17 protein-coding genes and 1 riboswitch are annotated in these 18492 nt (G+C 71.3%); of the genes, 10 read left to right on the top strand and 7 right to left on the bottom strand.

Annotated elements, in window-relative coordinates:
* Positions 1–90: 90 nt before the first annotated feature.
* The 4 genes from JNX00_RS10255 (at position 91) to JNX00_RS10270 (ending at position 4506) form a co-directional block, all read left to right on the top strand.
* Positions 91–1338 (top strand): MFS transporter, encoded by a 1248-nt coding sequence (locus JNX00_RS10255; protein ID WP_204744876.1) that lies wholly within the window; start codon positions 91–93, stop codon positions 1336–1338.
* Positions 1335–3041 carry a thiamine pyrophosphate-binding protein gene (locus tag JNX00_RS10260; protein WP_204744877.1) on the top strand — a complete coding sequence of 569 codons (1707 nt, stop codon included), beginning with the start codon at positions 1335–1337 and terminating at the stop codon, positions 3039–3041. Before JNX00_RS10255 ends, JNX00_RS10260 begins: the two co-directional genes overlap by 4 nt.
* Before the next feature lie 114 nt (positions 3042–3155).
* The gene (locus JNX00_RS10265) at positions 3156–3845 is read left to right on the top strand and encodes a LuxR C-terminal-related transcriptional regulator (RefSeq protein ID WP_204744878.1); all 690 of its coding nucleotides are present in this window, start codon (positions 3156–3158) and stop codon (positions 3843–3845) included.
* 10 nt (positions 3846–3855) lie between these two features.
* On the top strand, positions 3856–4506 hold the full coding sequence (locus tag JNX00_RS10270) for a Crp/Fnr family transcriptional regulator (protein WP_070397844.1): 651 nt from the start codon (positions 3856–3858) through the stop codon (positions 4504–4506).
* Positions 4507–4585: 79 nt separating this feature from the next.
* Here the strand turns inward: JNX00_RS10270 and JNX00_RS10275 are convergent, their stop codons facing one another.
* The 4 genes from JNX00_RS10275 to JNX00_RS10290 all read right to left on the bottom strand — a co-directional run bounded on the left by JNX00_RS10275 (position 4586) and on the right by JNX00_RS10290 (position 10108).
* Positions 4586–6526, bottom strand: a complete 1941-nt coding sequence (locus tag JNX00_RS10275; RefSeq protein WP_204744879.1) for a S8 family serine peptidase — start codon at positions 6524–6526, stop codon at positions 4586–4588.
* 58 nt (positions 6527–6584) lie between these two features.
* Positions 6585–7670: a phosphatase PAP2 family protein gene (locus JNX00_RS10280; RefSeq protein ID WP_204744880.1), complete on the bottom strand. Its 1086-nt coding sequence runs from the start codon at positions 7668–7670 to the stop codon at positions 6585–6587.
* Between the two features lie 21 nt (positions 7671–7691).
* Complete coding sequence (locus JNX00_RS10285; RefSeq protein ID WP_204744881.1) at positions 7692–9512, bottom strand: adenylate/guanylate cyclase domain-containing protein; 1821 nt, start codon at positions 9510–9512, stop codon at positions 7692–7694.
* A 143-nt stretch (positions 9513–9655) separates the two neighbouring features.
* Complete coding sequence (locus JNX00_RS10290) at positions 9656–10108, bottom strand: SWIB/MDM2 domain-containing protein (RefSeq protein WP_070397840.1); 453 nt, start codon at positions 10106–10108, stop codon at positions 9656–9658.
* 275 nt (positions 10109–10383) lie between these two features.
* Here JNX00_RS10290 and rraA point away from each other — a divergent pair, with 275 nt between their 5' ends.
* The gene (rraA, locus tag JNX00_RS10295; RefSeq protein WP_204744882.1) at positions 10384–10881 is read left to right on the top strand and encodes a ribonuclease E activity regulator RraA; all 498 of its coding nucleotides are present in this window, start codon (positions 10384–10386) and stop codon (positions 10879–10881) included.
* Here rraA and JNX00_RS10300 read toward each other — a convergent pair.
* The 3 genes from JNX00_RS10300 to JNX00_RS10310 all read right to left on the bottom strand — a co-directional run bounded on the left by JNX00_RS10300 (position 10878) and on the right by JNX00_RS10310 (position 12602).
* Complete coding sequence (locus JNX00_RS10300; RefSeq protein WP_070397838.1) at positions 10878–11693, bottom strand: sulfite exporter TauE/SafE family protein; 816 nt, start codon at positions 11691–11693, stop codon at positions 10878–10880. The two genes, rraA and JNX00_RS10300, sit on opposite strands and share 4 nt — an antisense overlap.
* A gap of 274 nt (positions 11694–11967) precedes the next feature.
* Positions 11968–12378, bottom strand: a complete 411-nt coding sequence (locus tag JNX00_RS10305; RefSeq protein WP_070397837.1) for a cell division protein ZapA — start codon at positions 12376–12378, stop codon at positions 11968–11970.
* Entirely contained in the window at positions 12375–12602 is a 228-nt protein-coding gene (locus JNX00_RS10310) for a DUF904 domain-containing protein (RefSeq protein WP_070397836.1), read from the bottom strand. The genes JNX00_RS10305 and JNX00_RS10310 overlap by 4 nt, the downstream gene beginning before the upstream one ends.
* 53 nt (positions 12603–12655) lie before the next feature.
* A riboswitch (cobalamin riboswitch) is annotated at positions 12656–12917 on the top strand.
* Between the two features lie 72 nt (positions 12918–12989).
* Here JNX00_RS10310 and JNX00_RS10315 point away from each other — a divergent pair.
* The 5 genes from JNX00_RS10315 to JNX00_RS10335 are packed head-to-tail and all read left to right on the top strand — an operon-like array spanning position 12990 to position 18455.
* Positions 12990–14831 (top strand): TonB-dependent receptor, encoded by a 1842-nt coding sequence (locus tag JNX00_RS10315; protein WP_204744883.1) that lies wholly within the window; start codon positions 12990–12992, stop codon positions 14829–14831.
* Positions 14828–16150, top strand: coding sequence for a cobyrinate a,c-diamide synthase (locus tag JNX00_RS10320; RefSeq protein ID WP_204744884.1), 1323 nt, complete (start codon positions 14828–14830; stop codon positions 16148–16150). The genes JNX00_RS10315 and JNX00_RS10320 overlap by 4 nt, the downstream gene beginning before the upstream one ends.
* A gap of 58 nt (positions 16151–16208) precedes the next feature.
* Entirely contained in the window at positions 16209–17018 is an 810-nt protein-coding gene (locus JNX00_RS10325) for an ABC transporter substrate-binding protein (RefSeq protein ID WP_204744885.1), read from the top strand.
* Positions 17011–17577 carry a bifunctional adenosylcobinamide kinase/adenosylcobinamide-phosphate guanylyltransferase gene (cobU, locus tag JNX00_RS10330; protein ID WP_070397833.1) on the top strand — a complete coding sequence of 189 codons (567 nt, stop codon included), beginning with the start codon at positions 17011–17013 and terminating at the stop codon, positions 17575–17577. Before JNX00_RS10325 ends, cobU begins: the two co-directional genes overlap by 8 nt.
* Entirely contained in the window at positions 17574–18455 is an 882-nt protein-coding gene (locus tag JNX00_RS10335) for a helical backbone metal receptor (RefSeq protein WP_204744886.1), read from the top strand. Before cobU ends, JNX00_RS10335 begins: the two co-directional genes overlap by 4 nt.
* The last annotated feature ends 37 nt before the right edge of the window (positions 18456–18492 follow it).

Below are 18492 nucleotides of genomic sequence, written 5' to 3' on the forward strand. Positions count from 1 at the left end.
CAGCGGCCCGGCCAAGCCGGTGGCGCGGCACCTCCCGGTGAAAGCCCGTGGGCGCCCGGGGCGGGTGCCGCCTGGGTACCATCTCGGCCCATGACTTCCGCCGCCACCGCGCTGGGCACGCTGCCGCCCGCGAACCCCGTTCCCCTCAGGCAAGACGCCGCCGTCATCGGGCTGGTCGGCCTGGCGCACGGCACCTCCCACTTCTCCCACATGCTGCTGGCGCCGCTGTTCCCCGTGTTCATCCGCGACTTCGGCCTGGGCTTCGCCGACGTGGGCTTGCTCATGACGGTGTTCTTCATCATCTCGGGCGTGGGCCAGGCGCTGTCGGGCTTCCTGGTCGACCGCGTGGGCGCCCGCCCGGTGCTGTTCGCCGCCATCGGCTGCTTCCTGCTGGCCTCGCTGGTGGCCTCGCAGGCCACGGGCTACTGGGGCCTGATGGCCACGGCCGTGCTCGCGGGCCTGGGCAACGCGCCGTTCCATCCCTGTGACTTCACCATCCTCAACCAGCGCGTGTCCACCGCCCGCCTGGGCCATGCCTTCAGCGTGCACGGCGTGACGGGCAGCCTGGGCTGGGCGCTGGCGCCGGTTTTCCTGGTCGGCATCACCAGCCTGAGCGACTGGCGCACGGCCTACTACTCGGCTGCCCTGCTGTACACGGGCGTGCTGGCGCTGCTCTGGTGGCAGCGAGACAAGCTGCGCACCGAGGTGGTGGTGCGCACCCCCGCGGCGCACGCCGCCGGGCCCCACGACCTGGCCTTCCTGAAGCTGCCCGTGGTGTGGTGGTGCTTCGCCTTCTTCCTGCTCTCCACCATGACCCTGGCCGTGGTGCAGAGCTTCGTGCCCTCCATCCTGCAGGCGCTGTACGGCACCTCGATGGAGGCGGCCACGCTGACCGTCAGCGCCTACATGCTGTGCTCGGCCTTCGGCATGTTCGTCGGCGGCTTCGTCACCGTCTATGGCCAGCGGCACCAGATTTCCAGCGACACGGTGCTGGCCTGGGGCATGGGCCTGGGCGCGCTGCTGATGCTGCTGTGCGCCACCGGCTGGTTCGGCGAGTTCGGCACCATGGCCGTGCTGGCCATCACCGGCTTCGCGCTCGGCGTGGCCGGGCCCAGCCGCGACATGCTCATCAAACGCGCCACGCCCAAGGGCGCCACCGGCCGGGTGTACGGCACGGTCTACTCGGGCCTGGACGTGGGCTTCGCGCTCGCGCCGCTGATGTTCGGCGTGCTCATGGACCACGGCTGGTACGCGGCCACGCTGGCCGGCGGCGCGGTGGTGCTGGCCCTGTCCGCCTACGCCGCGCTGGGCGTGGGCAAGCGGGTGGCCACGGCATGAGCGCGGCCACCCGGCTCGCGGGCCACCTGCTGGTCGAATGCCTGATCGAGCAGGGCGTGACGCACGCCTTCGGCGTGCCGGGCGAGAGCTTCCTGGCCGTGCTCGACGGTTTTCACGCGCACGCGGAGCGCATCCGCTTCATCACCAATCGGCAGGAGGGCGGTGCCGCCTTCATGGCCGAAGCCCAGGGCAAGCTCACGGGCCGGCCCGGCGTCTGCTTCGTCACGCGCGGGCCGGGTGCCACCAACGCCTCCATCGGCGTGCACACCGCCTTCCAGGACAGCACGCCGATGGTGCTGTTCGTGGGCGACGTGGCCAGCGACGCGCGCGACCGAGAGGCCTTCCAGGAAGTGGACTTCGCCGCCTTCTTCGGCCCGTCCACCAAGGGCATGGCCAAGCGCGTGGAGCGCATCGACGACGCCCGCCGCATTCCCGAGTACGTGGCGCGCGCCTTCGCCACCGCCATGAACGGCCGCCCCGGCCCGGTGGTGCTGGTGCTGCCCGAGGACATGCTCACGCAGCGCGTGGACAGCGTGTCGCTGCCGCGTGTGGAGCCGGTGCAGGCCTGGAGCGACCCGGGCGCGCTGCGCGAGCTGCGCACGCTGCTGCTGGCGGCCGAGCGGCCCCTCGTCATCGCCGGCGGCGGTGGCTGGACGCCGCAGAGCGCCGCCGCCCTGCAGCGCTTCGCCGAGGCCTGGCGCTTGCCCGTGGCCAACGCCTTCCGCTTCCAGGACACCTTCGACAACCACCACCCGCAGTACGCGGGCGACGTGGGCCTGGGCATCAACCCCGCGCTGGCGCGCCGCGTGCGCGAAAGCGACCTGCTCATCGCCCTGGGCCCGCGCCTGGGCGAAAGCACCACCGGCGGCTACACGCTGATCGAGGCGCCGCTGCCCCGGCAGCGGCTGGTGCACATCCATGCCAGCGCCGAGGAACTGAACCGGGTGTACCAGCCCGCGCTGGCCATTCAGGCCAGCATGAACGCCGCCGCGCGCAGCCTGGAGGTGCTGAGCCCGCCGCCCAGCCTGCCCTGGTCCGCCTGGACCGAGGCCTGCCACGCCGACTACCTGGCCAACGTCGACCCCGCCAACGGCGGCGTGCAACTGCCCGGGCCGATCGACATGCCGGCCATCGTGCACACGCTGCAGCGCCTGCTGCCGGCCGACGCGGTGCTCACCAACGGCGCGGGCAACTTCGCCAGCTGGCTGCACCGCTTCTACCGCTACCCAGGCCTGGCGCGTGGCCACAAGACGCAACTGGCGCCCACCAACGGCGCCATGGGCTATGGCGTACCGGCCGGCATCGCGGCGTCCCTCCTGACCGGGCGCACCGCCTTCACCATCGCGGGCGACGGCGACTTCCTCATGAACGGGCAGGAGCTGGCCACCGCCGTGCAGCACGGCGCGCGCAGCATCGTGCTGCTGCTGGACAACGGCAGCTACGGCACCATCCGCATGCACCAGGAGCGCGAGTACCCGGCGCGGGTGAGCGGCTCGAACCTGAACAACCCCGATTTCGCGGCCCTGGCGCGCGCCTATGGCTACGCCAGCGAGCGCGTGGAGCGCACCGCCGACTTCGAACCGGCGTTGCGGCGCGCGCTTGCGCACCCTGGCGGAACGCTCATCGTGGTGCCCTTGTCGCCCGAGGTGATCACCACCCGGGGCACGCTGAGCGCCATCCGCGACGCCGCGCTCAAGCGCTGATCCGCCCCCGCCGGCGGGGGGCGGAATGTGAATGGATCACAGGTTTCGGCCCCACCACGGCACAGCTTTCGGCGCCGGCGAATGGAACACTTCCAGTCATACGGAGGTATTCATATGCGACAGGCAACGGAAACGGTTTGGGGCAACAGCACGCAGTACGCCACGGGCGAGGCCCGGGCGCTGAGCCAGGCGCACCTGCTGAGGGTGTTCGACGAGGTGGACTACGGCATGCTGCTGCTCGACCCGCAAGGGCGCATCCTCCACGCCAACCACCTGGCGCGCCACGAACTGGCGCAGCGGCGCGTGCTGCGCGCCTGCAGCGGCAGCCTCATGGGCAGCAGCGCCGAGCACAGCGAGCGCATCCAGCAGGCGCTGGACGCGGCCAGCCGGGGCCAGCGCCGCCTGCTGCTGATGCGCGAAGGCGACCGCGACCTGTCTATGGCCTTCACGCCGCTGTCGCACCCGCTGGAAGACGACTCGCCCACCGTGCTGGTGCTGCTGTCGCGCCAGAGCGCCAGCGACAACCTGGCCGTGCGCATGTTCGCCCGCGCCCTGAGCCTGAGCCCCACCGAAGAGGTGGTGATGCTGGCCCTGTGCCGCGGCCTGGACGTGCAGGAAATCGCCGCCGAGAACGGCGTGGCCATCTCCACCGTGCGCAGCCAGGTCAAGACCCTGCGCGAGAAGGCCGGCGCCAGCAGCGTGCGCCGGCTGCTGCAGCGCGTGAACAGCCTGCCCCCCGTGGTGCCTGCCTTGCGCATCATCACGCCGGTCGCGCACAATCCGGCGGGTTACTCCCACCCCTAGACCCCACCGGATGCCCCCCGCCAGCGCTTCGACACTCTCTTCGCAGAACACGCAGCACATCGAAGCACTGGCCGCGCAAGGCATCCAACGCCGCTACCGGCGCGGCGCCCTGCTGATTCAGGAAGGCGAAACCGGGGACACCCTCTATATCGTGCTGCAGGGCCGCTTGCGCGCCTATGTGGCCGACGCCTCCGGCCGCGAACTCACCCTGGGCCTGTACGGCCCCCTGGAATACGTGGGCGAGATGTCGCTCGACGGCGGCCCGCGCTCGGCCAACGTGGAGGCGGCCGAGGCCAGCACCTGCTCGGTCATCACGCGCGAGCGCCTGCTGGCCTACATCGCCGAGCACCCGGAATTCGCCTTCGAGCTCATGGCGCGCCTGATCCGGCGCGCCCGCCTGGCCACCGAAAGCGCGCGCAGCGTGGCGCTGATCGACGTCTACGGCCGCCTGGTGAAGCTGCTCAACGGCTGGGCGTTGGCGCCGCAGGACGACGGCGCGCGCCCGCTGCGCGAGCGGCTGACGCACCAGCAGATCGCCCAGCACCTGGCCTGCTCGCGCGAGATGGTGAGCCGGCTGCTGAAGGACCTGGAGAACGGCGGCTACGTCGCCGTGCGCGAGCGGCGCCTCTGGTTGCTGAAGAACCTGCCGGCGCGCTGGTGAGCCGGCAGGGGGCATGAGCCCCACGCCGCACCGCCGCGCGGGCCACGGCCCCCGAGGGCGCGGCCCGGCGGGGGCGGTCTCAACCCAGGTCGTTGAGCAGGCGGCGCGCTTCCTTCGGGGCCGACGAGCTGGTCCCTGCCAGCCGCACCGTGCTCCCGCTCAGGCTGCCCACGCCGCGCACGCCCCACAGGGCGGTGTTGCTGTCGCAGGCCGCCAGGGTTTCCGGCGTGATCTTCACACCGGGGCGCTGCGGCCGGGCGGGGCCGGGGTCGGGCCGCTGCGGCGAGTAGCGCGCGAATCGCGCCAGCTCCTGAGGTCCGCTGTCGGCCACGCGCGTGCCCCCCACGCTGATGGTGCGCTGCCCGGTGGACAGGCTGTTGAACACGCCGCTGCGGCGGATGGCCGTGGGGTTGCCCGGCTGGTCGACCCAGCCATTCAGGTTGCCCAGGGTGTCGTAGTGCCGGTCTTCCAGGTACGACTGTCGCGCGCCGGTGCTCACGCCCAGGGCCACGTCGTCGCGCTCCACGTAGGCGTCGAACACCACGGGGGTGCGCCCCCAGTTGCGCAGGGTCACGTTCCACACGCCGCAGGGCGCGAGCGGGTGCTCAGGGTCGTGGCTGGCCGTGCATTCCAACGCCAGCAGGGCGCAGGTGCCCCGGCCCAGCGCGCTGCTCGACGGGTAGATCAGTGACCAGGTGGGCAGGCCCTGCGCATTCGCCCACATGCCCGACTGGCCCTGCGTGAGCGTGACCGTCTGGTCGGGGCGGTCCGGCGGCGCGACCGTCAGGCTCACGCCCCCGGCGCCGTCGGGCAGCCAGATCTCCAGGAAGCTCTGCGTGTGGTCGTCGGGCTGCACGCGCCAGTGCAGCGCCTGCGATTCGCCGGGCGCCAGCGCGGCGTTGGCGTGCGTGCGGCTCTGGTAGCCGTTGCCCCCAGGCAGGGTGATGCGCAGGCGCCCGCCGAGCTTGTCCACCAGCTCGTCCATGGCCGCTTCGAGCAGCGAGCTGCCGTCGTGCGGCCCGGCCAGGGTGCCCCAGCTGACGTTGACCACGATGTCCGCGTCGGCCGCGCAACGCGAGACGATGTAGAGCAGGCCGTCGAGCACGCTCACGTTCATCGCGCCGCCCGAGGTATCGAGCACGTTGGCCCAGTCGAGCTGCACGGCGACGATGGCGCTGCGGCTGGCGGCGTCGTTGAGGCCGGGGTCGAGCGGTCCGCCGGGCGCGGTGGCCAGGCCGGTGACGTGCGTGCCGTGGTTGACGGGGCGCGCCAGGTCCCAGAGCTGGAAGTACCGGTACACCGCGTCCTCGTCCACCTGGCCGTCGCGCGTGTACTCCGCCCTCACGCGATCGATGGTCTCGCGGTCGAGCTCGTGGCCGTAGCCCAGGTCGGGCGGCCGGGGGCCGGCGCGGCGCGGGTCCAGCGGCACGCGGCGGTTGTCGGGCGAGCCGGGCCAGCGGCCGCCATAGAAGTTGTCCTGCCGCCAGAAGTGGCGCACGCGCGTGCGGCCCCGGTGATCGAGGAAGGCCGCGTTGGCGATGGCCAGGCCGCCGTCGATGACGCCCAGCACCGGCCCGCGCACGCGCTGGCGCGGCGGTTGCGGGCGGCAATGGGGCGTGCAGAACTCGGTCAGGCCCAAGGGGAGCTGTTCGACTGGCAGGCCCAGCTCGAAGCGCTCGATGAGCGCGCGCAGCGCCGGGTCGTGGCGCCAGTGGCGGAAGAACTCGCGCGAGACGCGCGCGCTGCAGTGGCGCAGGCCCGGCACCAGCAGGTAGGCCAGGGGCACGCGCAGCCAGCGGGTGGCGGTGGCGTTCACCAGCTGGCGCACGTCAACGCCTTCGCGCAGGCCGATGACGATGGGCAGCCACTTGAGTTTTTCCGGCTCGCGGCCATGGACGTGGTAGCCCATGAAGCCGTCGGCTTCGGCCCAGGCCAGGTAGGGGTCCATGCCATCGATGGCGCCAGGGGCGGACCAATCGATTCCGGTGAACTCGCCCGTGGGCAAGGGCTTCCAGCTCATTGGAAAGTCTCCGCGCCAGGCGCTGCGGCGCGAGCGCCTTCGGGCGGCCGTGCGGCGCTCATGGCCATTCCTTCACGGCTTCCTGCCACAGCCAGGTCAGCAGCGGCGCCTCGCCCACGGCGCGGGCGCGCGGGTCGCGGGTGTAGGGGTAGCCGCTGGCGTGGTCCATGGGGTCGTTCAGGCTGAAGTCCTTGGGCGCGCCGTCGGGCTCGTGGAACAGCGCGGAGTTGAAGCCGCGCGCGTGCACCTTGCCGCCGGTGGCGCGCGCCACGATGAACTCGGCCAGCGCGGTACCCAGCAGGCGGCCGGCGGCGCTGTCCACCGGGTAGTGCACGCCGGCCACGGTGCGGTTGACGGCGATGCGCGCGGCCAGGCGCTGCAGCTGCTCGCGGCTTTCCTGGCCATTGCCGGGGTGGCGGGCGGTGGCGGGCATGCCGGCGTCCAGCAGGGCCTGCAGCAGGTTCGCGGCCAGGAAGGCCTCGGTGGCGTGGCCGCTGGGCCAGGCGCCGTGCCCCGGGGTGGGGATCATGGGCTGGATCTGCGGCGAGAACTCCACCGGGCGGGTGGTGGAGAACATGAACTTGAAGCGCTGGATGACACTGGACGTGAGGTTCAAACCGACCTCCAGCAACTGCAGCGTGTACTTGTGCCGGTGCGCGGTGAGGCCCACGACCGAGCCCCAGAACGGGATGGGATAGCCCATCTGCTCGGTGATCTCCAGCGAGCGGTCGCTGCGCAGGTCGGCGTAGGCGGCGACGAGCGAGAGCTGCTTCTTCAGCAGGGCTTCGTCCGGCCCTTTGAGCGTCACCAGCGGCTGCGGGCGGCCCTGGCGGGCGTATGTCAGTTCGGCGCGGTACTGGCGCGCATTCGTATCGAAGCTCAAGCCCTCCATTAGCTCCGAGCCGATGGCTTGCACGCGTGGGCCGTTGTCCCAGCGCTTGAGGTTGGCCGGGTCGTTGAACGCCGGCCATTTGATGCGCAGCACCGGGCCTTCGTAGGGGCCGACGATGGCGGCGCGCGAGAGGGTGAGGGCGTCGGCGGACGCCAGGGCGCCTGGGGCGTTGCCCCCGAAGCCGCCGCTGAACCCGCCGCTGAACCCTCCGCTAAAGCCGCCGCTGAATCCTCCGCTGAATCCTCCACTCATTGCTTCTCTCCTTCCTGCTGGTTAATCGAGGCCTAAGGCTGACAAAACTTTTGCCGTGCGCTGACGAGTCGGGCTCACAGTTCCCGTCTGCAGATACGTGGCCAGCGTGAGCGACGGCTGAAGCTGTTTGACCAGCCCGAACATCTCGCGCGCCCGCTCGATCTGGCCCAATTCGTAGTGCGCGGTCATCAGCGTACGAATGGTCGGCAGGTGGTATCTGTTCTTCTTCAGCGAGCGTTCGCCATGCTGGATGGACTTCTCCAGCTCTCCCGCGCCCAGGTGGCTGGCGGCCAGCATCATTTCGAAGTAGTAGCGCTGTGGATCCAGTGGAGACAACTCCAATGCCCGGGAGGCCTCGGGAATGGCATCCGCCGTATTGCCCCACATCGTTGACCAGACGCACCGGTACAGCCAGGCCATGGGGTCGTTGGGATTGGCGTCTGTGGCGGAGAAGAGCAATCGCTGGGATTCGCCTATGTTTTCGCCCAGGTGACACAGCGCGTGGCCCTTGATGGCCATGGCCAGCGAGCTGTGCGGTTCCAGATCGAGTGCGCGGTCGGCCACGCTGACCGCCTCGCGAAAGGCATGGGCGGGCTCCGCCGTCAGGCCCTGCACCACCTGCATGATGTGCCACTTGGACAGCCAGGCCCAGGGCGTGGCCACGCGCTTGTGGCGGTCCACCACGGCCTCCAGCAACTGCTGGCTTCGCTGCAGGTCGCGCGGCGTGGAGCGGTGCATCAGCGTGATGCCGCCCAGCATCAGCGCGTTGCTGTCGAGCTGCGGCACCGGTAGCACCAGGGTGCGCTGCACCATGTGGTGCAGCAAGGCCTCGGAGCAGGCCTCACTCAGCTGGTGGATCAGTTGGCTCTCGGTCTGCAGCAGGTCCATCACCTCGCCGGCCAGGCGATCGGCCCAGACCACCTCGCCGCGGCGGTTGTCGCAGAGCTCGGCGTTGATCACCACCTTGTCGCCGTAGCTCACGTAGCTGCCGCTGAGCGTGTACGCGGCCTCCAGTCGCTGGCCGACCTCGGCCGCCGTGGCCTGGCGGCCGCGGAAGGCGCTGGTGGACAGGCGCGAGATCACCCGCAGGTCGGGGCTGCGCGAGAGCTGGGTGATCACGCCGTCGGCCAGCAGGTCACCGATGACGAACTGTTCGGCCACGTGGCTGCGCGTCTCGAAGGGCACCACCGCGATGCTGGGACGGAAGTCGCTGGTGGCGGCCTCGGGCGCGGGCATGCGCGGCACCGCGCCCTGGGCGGCAACGGGCGTCACCGTCCAGGTGCGCACCGGCTCGGGCCAGTGCTTGAGGTAGCTCTCGCCGCGGTCCTGCACGTCTGCGTCGATGCCGACCACGATGGCGTCGTACACGCTGGCGGTGACCACGGTCTCGCCTGGTGCGGCCAGGTCGGCCACACGCGCCGCCAGGTTCACGCCCTGGCCGTAGATGTCGTTGTCGTCGATGTAGAGCTGGGTGGCGTTGAGTCCGGCGCGCAGGTGCAACTGCTGGGCCGCCGGCAGGTTCTGGTTGGCGTTGTCGAAATGGCGGTGCAGCGCCATCGCGGCGCGCACCGCCTGGGCCGGGTGCTCGAACTCCGCCAGCAGGCCGTCGCCCAGGCTCTTGACCAGGCGGCCACCGTGCAGGGGGAACACCTCGGTGGTGGCGTGGTGCACGAAGCCGCGCCACAGCCGCACCACCTGCTCCTCGTTGTGCGCCATCAGCCGCACCGATTCCACCAGGTCGATGACGAGCACGGTCTTGTGTTGCACCGGCGGCAGCTCGACGGCCTGGCCATGGGGTGGCGAGGCAGGCTCGGGGGAGGAGGGCGCGGGTGAGGGGACCATGCAAGCGGATGTGACAAACAATTCAGTTTCGCACAATCGAATTCGTGCGATGGAGCCAATGCCCGATGAACGAGCAGAAACGACAAAGCCGACGGGACGTCGGCTTTGTCGGGTTCACCGCCGTGTCACGGGCGGTTGGGGGATCACTTGAGGTGATCGTTGACCAGTTTGGTCATCTCGAACATGGACGCCTGGGCCTTCTTGAAGATCTCCTTCAGCTTGGCGTCGGCGTTGATCATGCGCTTGTTGACCGAGTCCTGGAGCTTGTTCTTCTTGATGTAGTCCCAGACCTTCTTGGTCACTTCGGTGCGCGGCAGCGGGTTGGCGCCCACGATGGCGGCCAGGGCGGCGCTGGGGGTCAGGGCCTTCATGAAGGCGGCGTTGGGGGTGCGCTTCTTGGCGGGGGCCTTCTTCGCCGGGGCCTTTTTGGCCGGGGCGGCTTTCTTCGCCGGAGCGGCTTTCTTGGCCGGGGCGGCCTTCTTCGCCGGAGCGGCTTTCTTGGCCGGGGCGGCCTTCTTCGCCGGAGCGGCTTTCTTGGCCGGAGCGGCCTTCTTCGCCGGGGCCTTCTTCGCGGCGGCTTTCTTCGCAGTTGCCATGGTGGATGTCCTTCTAGAAGTTGATGTGTTCGCTTGCGGAAAACGCGCTCTCACACAAGCGACATGATGCTAATGGAGTTGCACGCGGCTTCCAAGGAGGAAGACGCGGTTTTGCGAGGGGTGTCCAGGGGGAAACCGCGCTTTTTGGCGCGGAAAACAACACTCCTCGGGGGTGTGCGGCCCGTGGGGCGTTCCAGTGGGGCACCCAGGCGCGCGCCCGGTGGGTTTGTCTCGACAATGCGCGCGAGTCGAAACCCCTCTGTGCGGAGCCCGCCATGAACACGCCTTCCCCCGCCACCTGCGATCTTTGCGACGCCCACAAGTCGGACGACAGCGGCGCCTTTCGGGTGCTGCCGCCGGTGTGGCGGCACTTCGGCGCGCGCCGCCGCTTCCACGGGCCGGTGAGCACGGTGCAGTGCTTCGAGGACAACTCGCTGGTGAAGGCGGCGGTGGAAAGCGCGGGCGAGGGGCGGGTGCTGGTGGTGGACGGCGGCGGCTCGCTGCGCCGCGCGCTGCTGGGCGGCAACCTCGGCGCGGCGGCGGCGCGCAATGGCTGGGCGGGGGTGGTGATCGACGGCTGCGTGCGCGACGTGGCCGAGCTGGCCGGCAGCGAGGTGGGCATCTGCGCGCTGGCGCCGGTGCCGCTGCCGACGCAGCGTCGGGGCGAGGGGCAGCGCGACGTTGTCGTGCGGGTGCAGGGCGTGTGGGTGCGCCCGGGGGACTGGCTCTACGCGGACGAGGACGGGATCGTGGTGGCCGCGACCGCGCTTTAAGCGGCCAGGCCCTTCCAGAGCATGTACGCCGCGAGCGCGTACAGGATGCCCGCGAACACCCGCCTCAGCGTGGCGATGGGCAGCGCGTGCGCCGCCCGCACGCCCAGCGGCGCCATCAGCACGCTGGCACTGGCGATGACCACCAGCGCCGGCGCGTAGATGTAGCCCACCGAACCGGCCGGCAGCCCGCTCACGCCCTGGCCCGAGACCACGTAGCCCAGCGCGTTGGCCAAGGCGATCGGAAAGCCCAACGCGGCGCTCGTGGCCACCGCGTTGTGGATGGGCACGTTGCACCAGGTCATGAAGGGCACCGAGACGAAGCCACCGCCCGCACCCACCAGGCCGGACAGAAAGCCGATGACGCCGCCCGCACCCAGCTGGCCGGCCGTGCCCGGCATGGTGCGCGTCGGCTGGGGCTTGCGGTCGAGCAGCATCTGCGTGGCCGAAAAGCCCACGAAGAGCGAGAAGAACAGCGCCAGCCACGAGCCCTTGAGCAGCGCGAACACGCCCAGGCTGGCCAGCGCCGCGCCCAGCACGATGCCCGGTGCCAGCCGCTTCACGATGTCCCAGCGCACGGCGCCGCGCTTGTGGTGCGCGCGCACGCTGGAGATGCTGGTGAAGATGATGGTCGCCATCGAGGTGGCGATGGCCATCTTGACGGCCAGGTCGGGCGCGACGCCGCGGCCGTTGAGGATGAGGGTGATGAACGGGACCATCAGCATTCCGCCGCCGATGCCGAGCAGGCCCGCGAGGAATCCGGTCCCCACGCCGAGCAGCGCGAGCTCGGCGATCAACAGGGGTTCAAGTGGCATGAAAAGGTGTCTGCAAGTGAGCGCCGGGTCGTTGGCCTGAACCGGGGTTCAGGTGGGCAAGGGCAGCGCGGCGTCGGGTTCGTCTGACGCGAGACGCTCGCACCAGCCGCGCAATGTACCAAGCCCGGGCTCAATGAGCATTGGTTCAAGGACATGAGAACCCGGCACACACTGCAGACGGGGTTGATTCTAGAAGCACCGGGAAAGCCCTGCGGACCATCGGTCGGTGTGGCCGCGCGCGCTGATGGGCGGCGGCGGATTCACGCGGCGTTCGTCAGAGCAGCCGGCCGTCCTTGTCGAGCGTCTGATCGAGCCGGCGCATGAGGTCTTCGACGCGCGAGAGCGTCTGCGGATCGATGGCGTCCTGCTCGAAGCTGCCACCGGCCTCGGCGAAGGCGCTGCCTTCGGCCTGCGCGAAGGACGAGGCCTGGAACTGCTGCTGCTCGGCCTCGCGCTCGGCCTCCTTGCGCTCCAGTTGCGACAGCTCGAACGCCAGGTTCAGCGAGGCCAGCACGGCGATGCGGTCGCGCGCCTTGACCTTGCCCGCGTCGCGGATGCGGCACATGGCGGTGTCCACGCGCTCCACGGCGTCGAGCAGCGCGGTCTCGCCACCGTCGGGGCAGGACAGCAGGTAGCTCTGTCCCATGATCTGCACCTCGATCTGCTTGAAGCCGGGCCGGTTCATGTGCGCTCCTTGCGTTCTTCGGCGCTGGCGCCGGGCAGCCGCTCCAGCAGCGCGTCGATGCGCGCGCGCGCCGCCATCAGGCGCGACTTGAGCGAGTCGCGCTCGGCCTGCAGCGCATGCACCTGCTCGACGAGCAAGGCATTGGTGCGTTGCAGCTCCTCGTGGCGCAGCAACAGCCGCTCCACCTTGTCGGTGATCTGGTCGATGGGCGAGGGCGCGGCCATGGTCTTTGCGTGGCGAAGGGCGTGGGGCATTGTAGGCGTCACCAAAGGCTTTGCTTAGAATCACGGGCGTTGGTGCTCGCGGCGTGGTTCACGCGCCGCGGTTAAACGGGAAGCAGGAGGGCGCGCTGCCAGCGGCGGCGAACCTAACCTGCGCTGCCCCCGCAACGGTAAGCAGACGAGATGGCCGGCGGCCCCAAGCCGCCGGATGCTCTGCCACCCTCACACCGCCACTGGCCGGCGCCCCGCGCGCCGACTGGGAAGGCGAGGGTGGTTGGTCTGCCAGCCCGGATACCGGCCAGCGAGGTGGCGGTGCGTCTTCGGGCGTGCCGCCGTGATGCCCATGCACCGTCGGGGAAGGCGGTGAGGGCTTGCCACCGCTTGTTCACCATGAAAATCCCCGCCCCGCGCGCGCCCCAGGCCGCGCTCCCGCTGGCCCTGCTGGCCGCCTTCGGCGTGTCCGCGTCCCACGCCCAGACCGCTCCCGACGCCACCCTCAAGGAAACCGTGGTCACCGCCACGAGGGTCGAGACCCGCAGCGATGAGCTGCTCAGCGACGTTGTCGTCATCGACGCCCAGGCCCTCGAGCAGGCCGCCGGCCGCACGCTGTCCGAGGTGCTGGTGCGCCAGGCCGGCCTGCAGATGAGCGCCAACGGCGGCCGCGGCAAGCAGACCGGCCTGTTCGTGCGCGGCACCGAAACGCGCCATGTGCTGCTGCTGGTCGACGGTGTGCGCTACGGCTCGTCCACGTCCGGCACGCCCAACTGGGACAACATCCCGCTCGGCCTGATCGACCGCATCGAGGTGCTCAAAGGCCCGGCCTCGGCGCTCTACGGCAGCGACGCCGTGGGCGGCGTGGTGCAGATATTCACCAAGCGCGGCGTCAAGGGCTTCCACCCCGACGCCCGGATCACCGTCGGCAGCGAAGGGCACCGCGAGCTGGCCGCCGGCCTGCGCGGCGGCACCGACAGCTTCACCTACAGCCTGGGCCTGAGTTCCCTGAGCGAAGACGGCTTCTCCTCCACCAACCCGCGCATCGGCGCCAACTACAACCCCGACCGCGATGGCGTGAAGCAGGACAGCGTCTCGGGCTCGCTGCGCTGGCGCCTCGGCGAAGGCTGGTCCACCGACCTGAACTTCACCCAGGCCGACGGCGTCAGCCGCTTCGACCAGGGGCCGGGGACCGTCGATGCCCGCTCCAAGGCGACGACGCGCGTGCTCGGCTGGGGCCTGGAGCGCCAATGGTCCACCGACTCGCGCACGCGCCTGAACGTCTCGCGCAGCGACGACGACACCGACAGCTTCGGCGCCCCCGGCGCGCCCTCGGTGTTCGACACCTCGCAGACCCAGATCACGCTGCAGCACGACTGGAGCACCCGCCTCGGCACGCTGCTCGTGGGCGCGGAGTCGATCAAGGAAGCGGTGTCGGGCACGCAGGCCTACGCGGTGAACTCGCGCACCACCGACGCCGTCTTCCTGGGCCTGACCGGCGGCGTCGGCCAGCACCTGTGGCAGGCCAACCTGCGGCGCGATCAGAACTCGCAGTTCGGCGGCGCCACCACCGGCTTCGCCAGCTACGGCTACCAGCTCACGCCGAACTGGCGCCCGCACATCGCCTACGGCACCTCGTTCAAGATGCCGTCGTTCAACACGCTGTACTACGTGTCGCCGTTCTTCACCGGCAACCCGACCACGCAGCCCGAGCGCGGCAAGAACAGCGAGATCGGCCTGACCTACACCCAGGGCCTGCACGAGGTGAAGCTGACCCGCTTCGACAACCGCGTGCGCGGCTTCATCACCCTGCAGCCAGCGGTGGCCAACGTGCCGCAGGCGCGCATGCAGGGCTGGTCGCTGGGCTACACCGGCGAGGCTGGGGCCTGGTCGTGGTTCACGCAGCTGGAGCTGCTCGACGCCCGCAACGTCCGCACGCGCCAGAAGCTGCAGCGCCGCGCCGACGAGACCCTCAGCGCCGGCCTGGACCACCGCTTCGGCGCCTGGCGTTGGGGCGCCTCGCTGCAGTTGGTGGGGGAGCGGTTCGAGAACGCCGCCAACACCATCCGCCTGCCCGGCTTCGGCACGCTGGACCTGTACACGCGCTACGCCATCAACAAAGACTGGTCGCTCGCCCTGCGCCTGAACAACGTGGGCGACAAGGACTACCAGACCGCCAACGGCTACAACCAGCCGGGCCGCGCGGCCTACCTCACCCTGCAGTGGGCGCCCCAGCGATGAGGCACCAGGCAGCGGCCATCCTCGTGGCGGCCCCGGCCTCGGGCCAGGGCAAGACCACCGTGGCCGCGGCCGTGGCGCGGCTGCACGCGCGCGCCGGGCGGCGCGTGCGCGCCTTCAAGTGCGGGCCCGATTTCCTGGACCCGCACTGGCTCGCGCTGGCCAGCGGCCACCCGGTGCACAACCTGGACCTCTGGATGACCGGCGAGGACGACGCCCGCGCCCGCCTGCACGAGGCGGCGGGGCAGGCCGACCTGATCGTGGTCGAGGGCGTGATGGGCCTGTTCGACGGCGAGCCCAGCGCGGCCGAGCTCGCGCGGCGCTTCGGCCTGCCGGTGTTGGCGGTGATCGACGCCTCGGCCATGGCCGGCACCTTCGGTGCGCTGGCCTTCGGCCTGCGCCACTTTCGCGCCGGCCTGCCCTGGGCCGGCGTGCTGGCCAACCGCGTGGCGGGCGAGCGCCATGCCCAGCTGCTGCAGGACGCCCTGGGTGAGGACCGCGACAGCTGGCTGGGCGCGGTGAACCGCGACGCCGCCTTCTCGCTGCCCGAGCGCCACCTGGGCCTGTCCGTCGCGTCCGAACTGCCCGACGCCCTGGCCCGGCTCGACGCCGCCGCCGACGCGCTGGCGGCCACGCCCCTGGGCGGCATGGACCGCGCCGCGCTGGCGCGCTGGACCGTCTCCTTCGAGGCCCCCGCGCCGCGCCCCGACCCGGGCCGCCCGCTGGCCGGCCGCACCGTCGCCGTCGCGCGCGACGCGGCCTTCTGCTTCATCTACCCGGCCAACCTGGACACGCTGCGCGGGCTGGGCGCCGAACTGGCCTTCTTCTCGCCGCTGGCCGACGAGCCCTTGCCGCCCTGCGACGCCGTCTGGCTGCCCGGCGGCTACCCCGAACTGCACGCGGCCGAACTGGCCGCGAGCCAGCGCTGCCGCGCCGGCCTGGCCGCGCACCTGCAAGCGGGCCGGCCGGTGTGGGCGGAATGCGGTGGCATGCTGTTGCTCATGGACGAACTGCGCACGCACGAGGGCGGCGCCCATGCGATGTGGGGCCTGCTGCCCGGACAGGCCGCGATGCAGCCGCGCCTGGTCGCGCTCGGGCCGCAGCGGCTGGACCTGCCGGCCGGCTCGCTGCGCGGCCACACCTTCCACCACTCGCGCACCGAATCGCCGCTCGCGCCGATCGGCCGCACGGTGCCCCAGCGCGGCGGCGCGGGCGAGGCCCTGTACCAGGCCGGTGGCCTGCGCGCGAGCTACTTCCACGCCTGGTTCCCTTCCAGCCCGGCGGCCACCGCCTCGCTGTTTCTGCCGGAGGCTTCTGCATGAGCCCCGCCCGGCCGCCCGAAGGGGCCCGCACCGCAGCGCGCCGCGCGGAGGTGTTCCTGTGACCACCGCCACGCTCGGCCCGCAGCGCATCGTCTGCCTCACCGAAGAAACCACCGAATGGCTCTACCTGCTGGGGCAGGAGGCGCGCATCGTGGGCATCTCGGGCTACACCGTGCGCCCGCGCCGCGCGCGCGAGGAAAAGCCCAAGGTCAGCGCCTTCCTGAACGCCAAGATCGACAAGATCCTGGCGCTGGAGCCCGACTGCGTGTTCGGCTTTTCCGACCTGCAGGCCGACATCGCCTCGGCGCTGATCCGCGCGGGTGTGCAGGTCACCGTCTTTAACCAGCGCAGCGTGGCGCAGATCTTCGACATGCTCTACCAGGTGGCCGCGGTGGTGGGCCAGGCCGAGCAGGGCCTGGCCTGGATCGCGCGCACCCGGGCGCGGCTGGCGGCCATCGCCGAGGCGGGGCGCGCCCTGCCGCGCCGCCCGCGCGTGTACTTCGAGGAGTGGGACGAGCCCTGCATCAGCGGCATCCGCTGGGTGTCGGAGCTGGTCGGCATCGCCGGCGGCGACGACTGTTTTCCCGAACTGGCCCTCATGCCGCTGGGCAAGGACCGCATCATCGGCGAGCCCCAGCGCATCGTCGATCGCGCGCCCGACATGGTCGTCGGCTCCTGGTGCGGCAAGAAGTTCCGGCCCGAGCGCGTGGCCGCTCGGCCCGGCTGGCAGGCCGTGCCCGCCGTGCGCGACGGCGAACTGCACGAGATCAAGTCGGCCGACATCCTGCAGCCCGGCCCGGCCGCGCTCACCGACGGCGTGGAGCGGCTGCACCGTCTCGTGATGGACTGGAGCGCGCGCCATGGCTGAGACCATCGCCCGCAGCGAATTCATCCTCGGCGGCCAGCGCAGCGGCAAGTCGCGCCGCGCCGAATCGCTGGCGCGCCGGTGGCTGGACGCCGGCGCCGGCCGCGGCGCCGTGCTGATCGCCACCGGCCAGCCCTGGGACGAGGAGATGCGCGCGCGCATCGCGCAGCACCAGCGGGAGCGCGCCGAGCGCGTGCCCGGCATGGCCACGGTGGAGGCGCCGCTGGCGCTGGCCGAGGCACTGGGTGAACACGCGTCGCCCGACACCTTGGTGGTGGTGGACTGCCTCACCCTGTGGCTGACCAACCTGCTGATGCCGGCCCAGGGCGGGGCCGCCGACCCCCAGGCGCCCACGCAGGCCCTGCTGGACGCCATCGCGGGCGCGCGCGGCCCCGTGGTGCTGGTGGGCAACGAGATCGGCCTGGGCGTGATCCCTCTGGGCCGCGAGACCCGCGCCTTCGTGGACGCATTGGGTCGCCTGAACCAGGCCGTGGCCGGCGCCTGCGAACGCGTGACCCTGATGGCGGCGGGCCTGCCGCTGACCTTGAAAGCCCCGCGATGAAGCGTCTCGCCTTTCCCTTGCTGCTGGCCCTGTGGCTGGCCCTGGCCAGCGCCGCTGCCCCGGCGCACGCCAGCGAGATCCGGGTCGTCGACGACCGCGGCGTGGCCGTGAGCCTGCCGCGCTCGCCGCAGCGCATCGTCTCGCTGCTGCCCTCGCTCACCGAAACCGTGTGCGAGCTGGGCCAATGCCACCGCCTGGTGGGCGTGGACCGCTACTCCAACTACCCGGCCTCGGTGCGCGCGCTGCCGCAAACGGGGGGCGGCATCGACCCGAACATCGAGGCCATCGTCGCGCTGCGGCCCGACCTGGTGCTGGCGGCCACGTCCTCGCGCGGCGTGCCGCGCCTGGAGTCCTTCGGCCTCAAGGTGCTGGCCCTGGAGCCGCGCACCGCGGCCGGCGCGCAGCGCGTGATGGGCGTGCTGGGCCAGGTGCTGGAGGTGCCCGACGCCGAGCGCGTCTGGCGCGCCATCGACGCCGGCGTGTCGGCGGCGGCGTCCTCGCTGCCGCCGCCGGCGCGCGGCCTGCGCGTGTACTACGAGGTCAGCACCGGCGGCTACGCGGCCGGGCCGGGCTCCTTCATCGGCGAGCTCATGGACCGCCTGGGCGCGCGCAACATCGTGGGGCGCGAGCTGGGCCCGTTCCCGCGCATCAACCCCGAGTACGTGGTGCGCGCCAACCCGGACCTCATCATGATCGGCCAGCGCAACGTCGCCGGCCTGGCGCAGCGCCCCGGCTGGCAGGGCATGCGCGCCTTGCGCGAAGGCCGCGTCTGCGTGTTCAGCGCCGACGAATCCGACGTGCTGGTGCGCCCCGGCCCGCGCATGGCCGAGGCGGCGCGCATCATGGCGCGCTGCATGGCCGAGAAAGGCGGGAAATGATCCACCCCCGCCGCGCTTTGCGCGACCCCCTCAGGGG

Source organism: Hydrogenophaga sp. YM1 (assembly GCF_016903055.1).
Taxonomy (GTDB): domain Bacteria; phylum Pseudomonadota; class Gammaproteobacteria; order Burkholderiales; family Burkholderiaceae_C; genus Hydrogenophaga; species Hydrogenophaga borbori.

Excerpts from the sequence above, each read along its gene's own strand:
- JNX00_RS10255 (WP_204744876.1), top strand. The coding sequence starts at position 91 with ATGACTTCCGCCGCCACCGCGCTGGGCACGCTGCCGCCCGCGAACCCC.
- rraA (WP_204744882.1), top strand. The coding sequence starts at position 10,384 with ATGAACACGCCTTCCCCCGCCACCTGCGATCTTTGCGACGCCCACAAG.
- JNX00_RS10285 (WP_204744881.1), bottom strand. The coding sequence starts at position 9,512 with ATGGTCCCCTCACCCGCGCCCTCCTCCCCCGAGCCTGCCTCGCCACCC.
- JNX00_RS10310 (WP_070397836.1), bottom strand. The coding sequence starts at position 12,602 with ATGGCCGCGCCCTCGCCCATCGACCAGATCACCGACAAGGTGGAGCGG.
- JNX00_RS10265 (WP_204744878.1), top strand. The coding sequence starts at position 3,156 with ATGCGACAGGCAACGGAAACGGTTTGGGGCAACAGCACGCAGTACGCC.
- cobU (WP_070397833.1), top strand. The coding sequence starts at position 17,011 with ATGGCTGAGACCATCGCCCGCAGCGAATTCATCCTCGGCGGCCAGCGC.
- JNX00_RS10275 (WP_204744879.1), bottom strand. The coding sequence starts at position 6,526 with ATGAGCTGGAAGCCCTTGCCCACGGGCGAGTTCACCGGAATCGATTGG.
- JNX00_RS10300 (WP_070397838.1), bottom strand. The coding sequence starts at position 11,693 with ATGCCACTTGAACCCCTGTTGATCGCCGAGCTCGCGCTGCTCGGCGTG.
- JNX00_RS10280 (WP_204744880.1), bottom strand. The coding sequence starts at position 7,670 with ATGAGTGGAGGATTCAGCGGAGGATTCAGCGGCGGCTTTAGCGGAGGG.
- JNX00_RS10270 (WP_070397844.1), top strand. The coding sequence starts at position 3,856 with ATGCCCCCCGCCAGCGCTTCGACACTCTCTTCGCAGAACACGCAGCAC.
- JNX00_RS10335 (WP_204744886.1), top strand. The coding sequence starts at position 17,574 with ATGAAGCGTCTCGCCTTTCCCTTGCTGCTGGCCCTGTGGCTGGCCCTG.
- JNX00_RS10305 (WP_070397837.1), bottom strand. The coding sequence starts at position 12,378 with ATGAACCGGCCCGGCTTCAAGCAGATCGAGGTGCAGATCATGGGACAG.
- JNX00_RS10260 (WP_204744877.1), top strand. The coding sequence starts at position 1,335 with ATGAGCGCGGCCACCCGGCTCGCGGGCCACCTGCTGGTCGAATGCCTG.
- JNX00_RS10315 (WP_204744883.1), top strand. The coding sequence starts at position 12,990 with ATGAAAATCCCCGCCCCGCGCGCGCCCCAGGCCGCGCTCCCGCTGGCC.
- JNX00_RS10320 (WP_204744884.1), top strand. The coding sequence starts at position 14,828 with ATGAGGCACCAGGCAGCGGCCATCCTCGTGGCGGCCCCGGCCTCGGGC.
- JNX00_RS10290 (WP_070397840.1), bottom strand. The coding sequence starts at position 10,108 with ATGGCAACTGCGAAGAAAGCCGCCGCGAAGAAGGCCCCGGCGAAGAAG.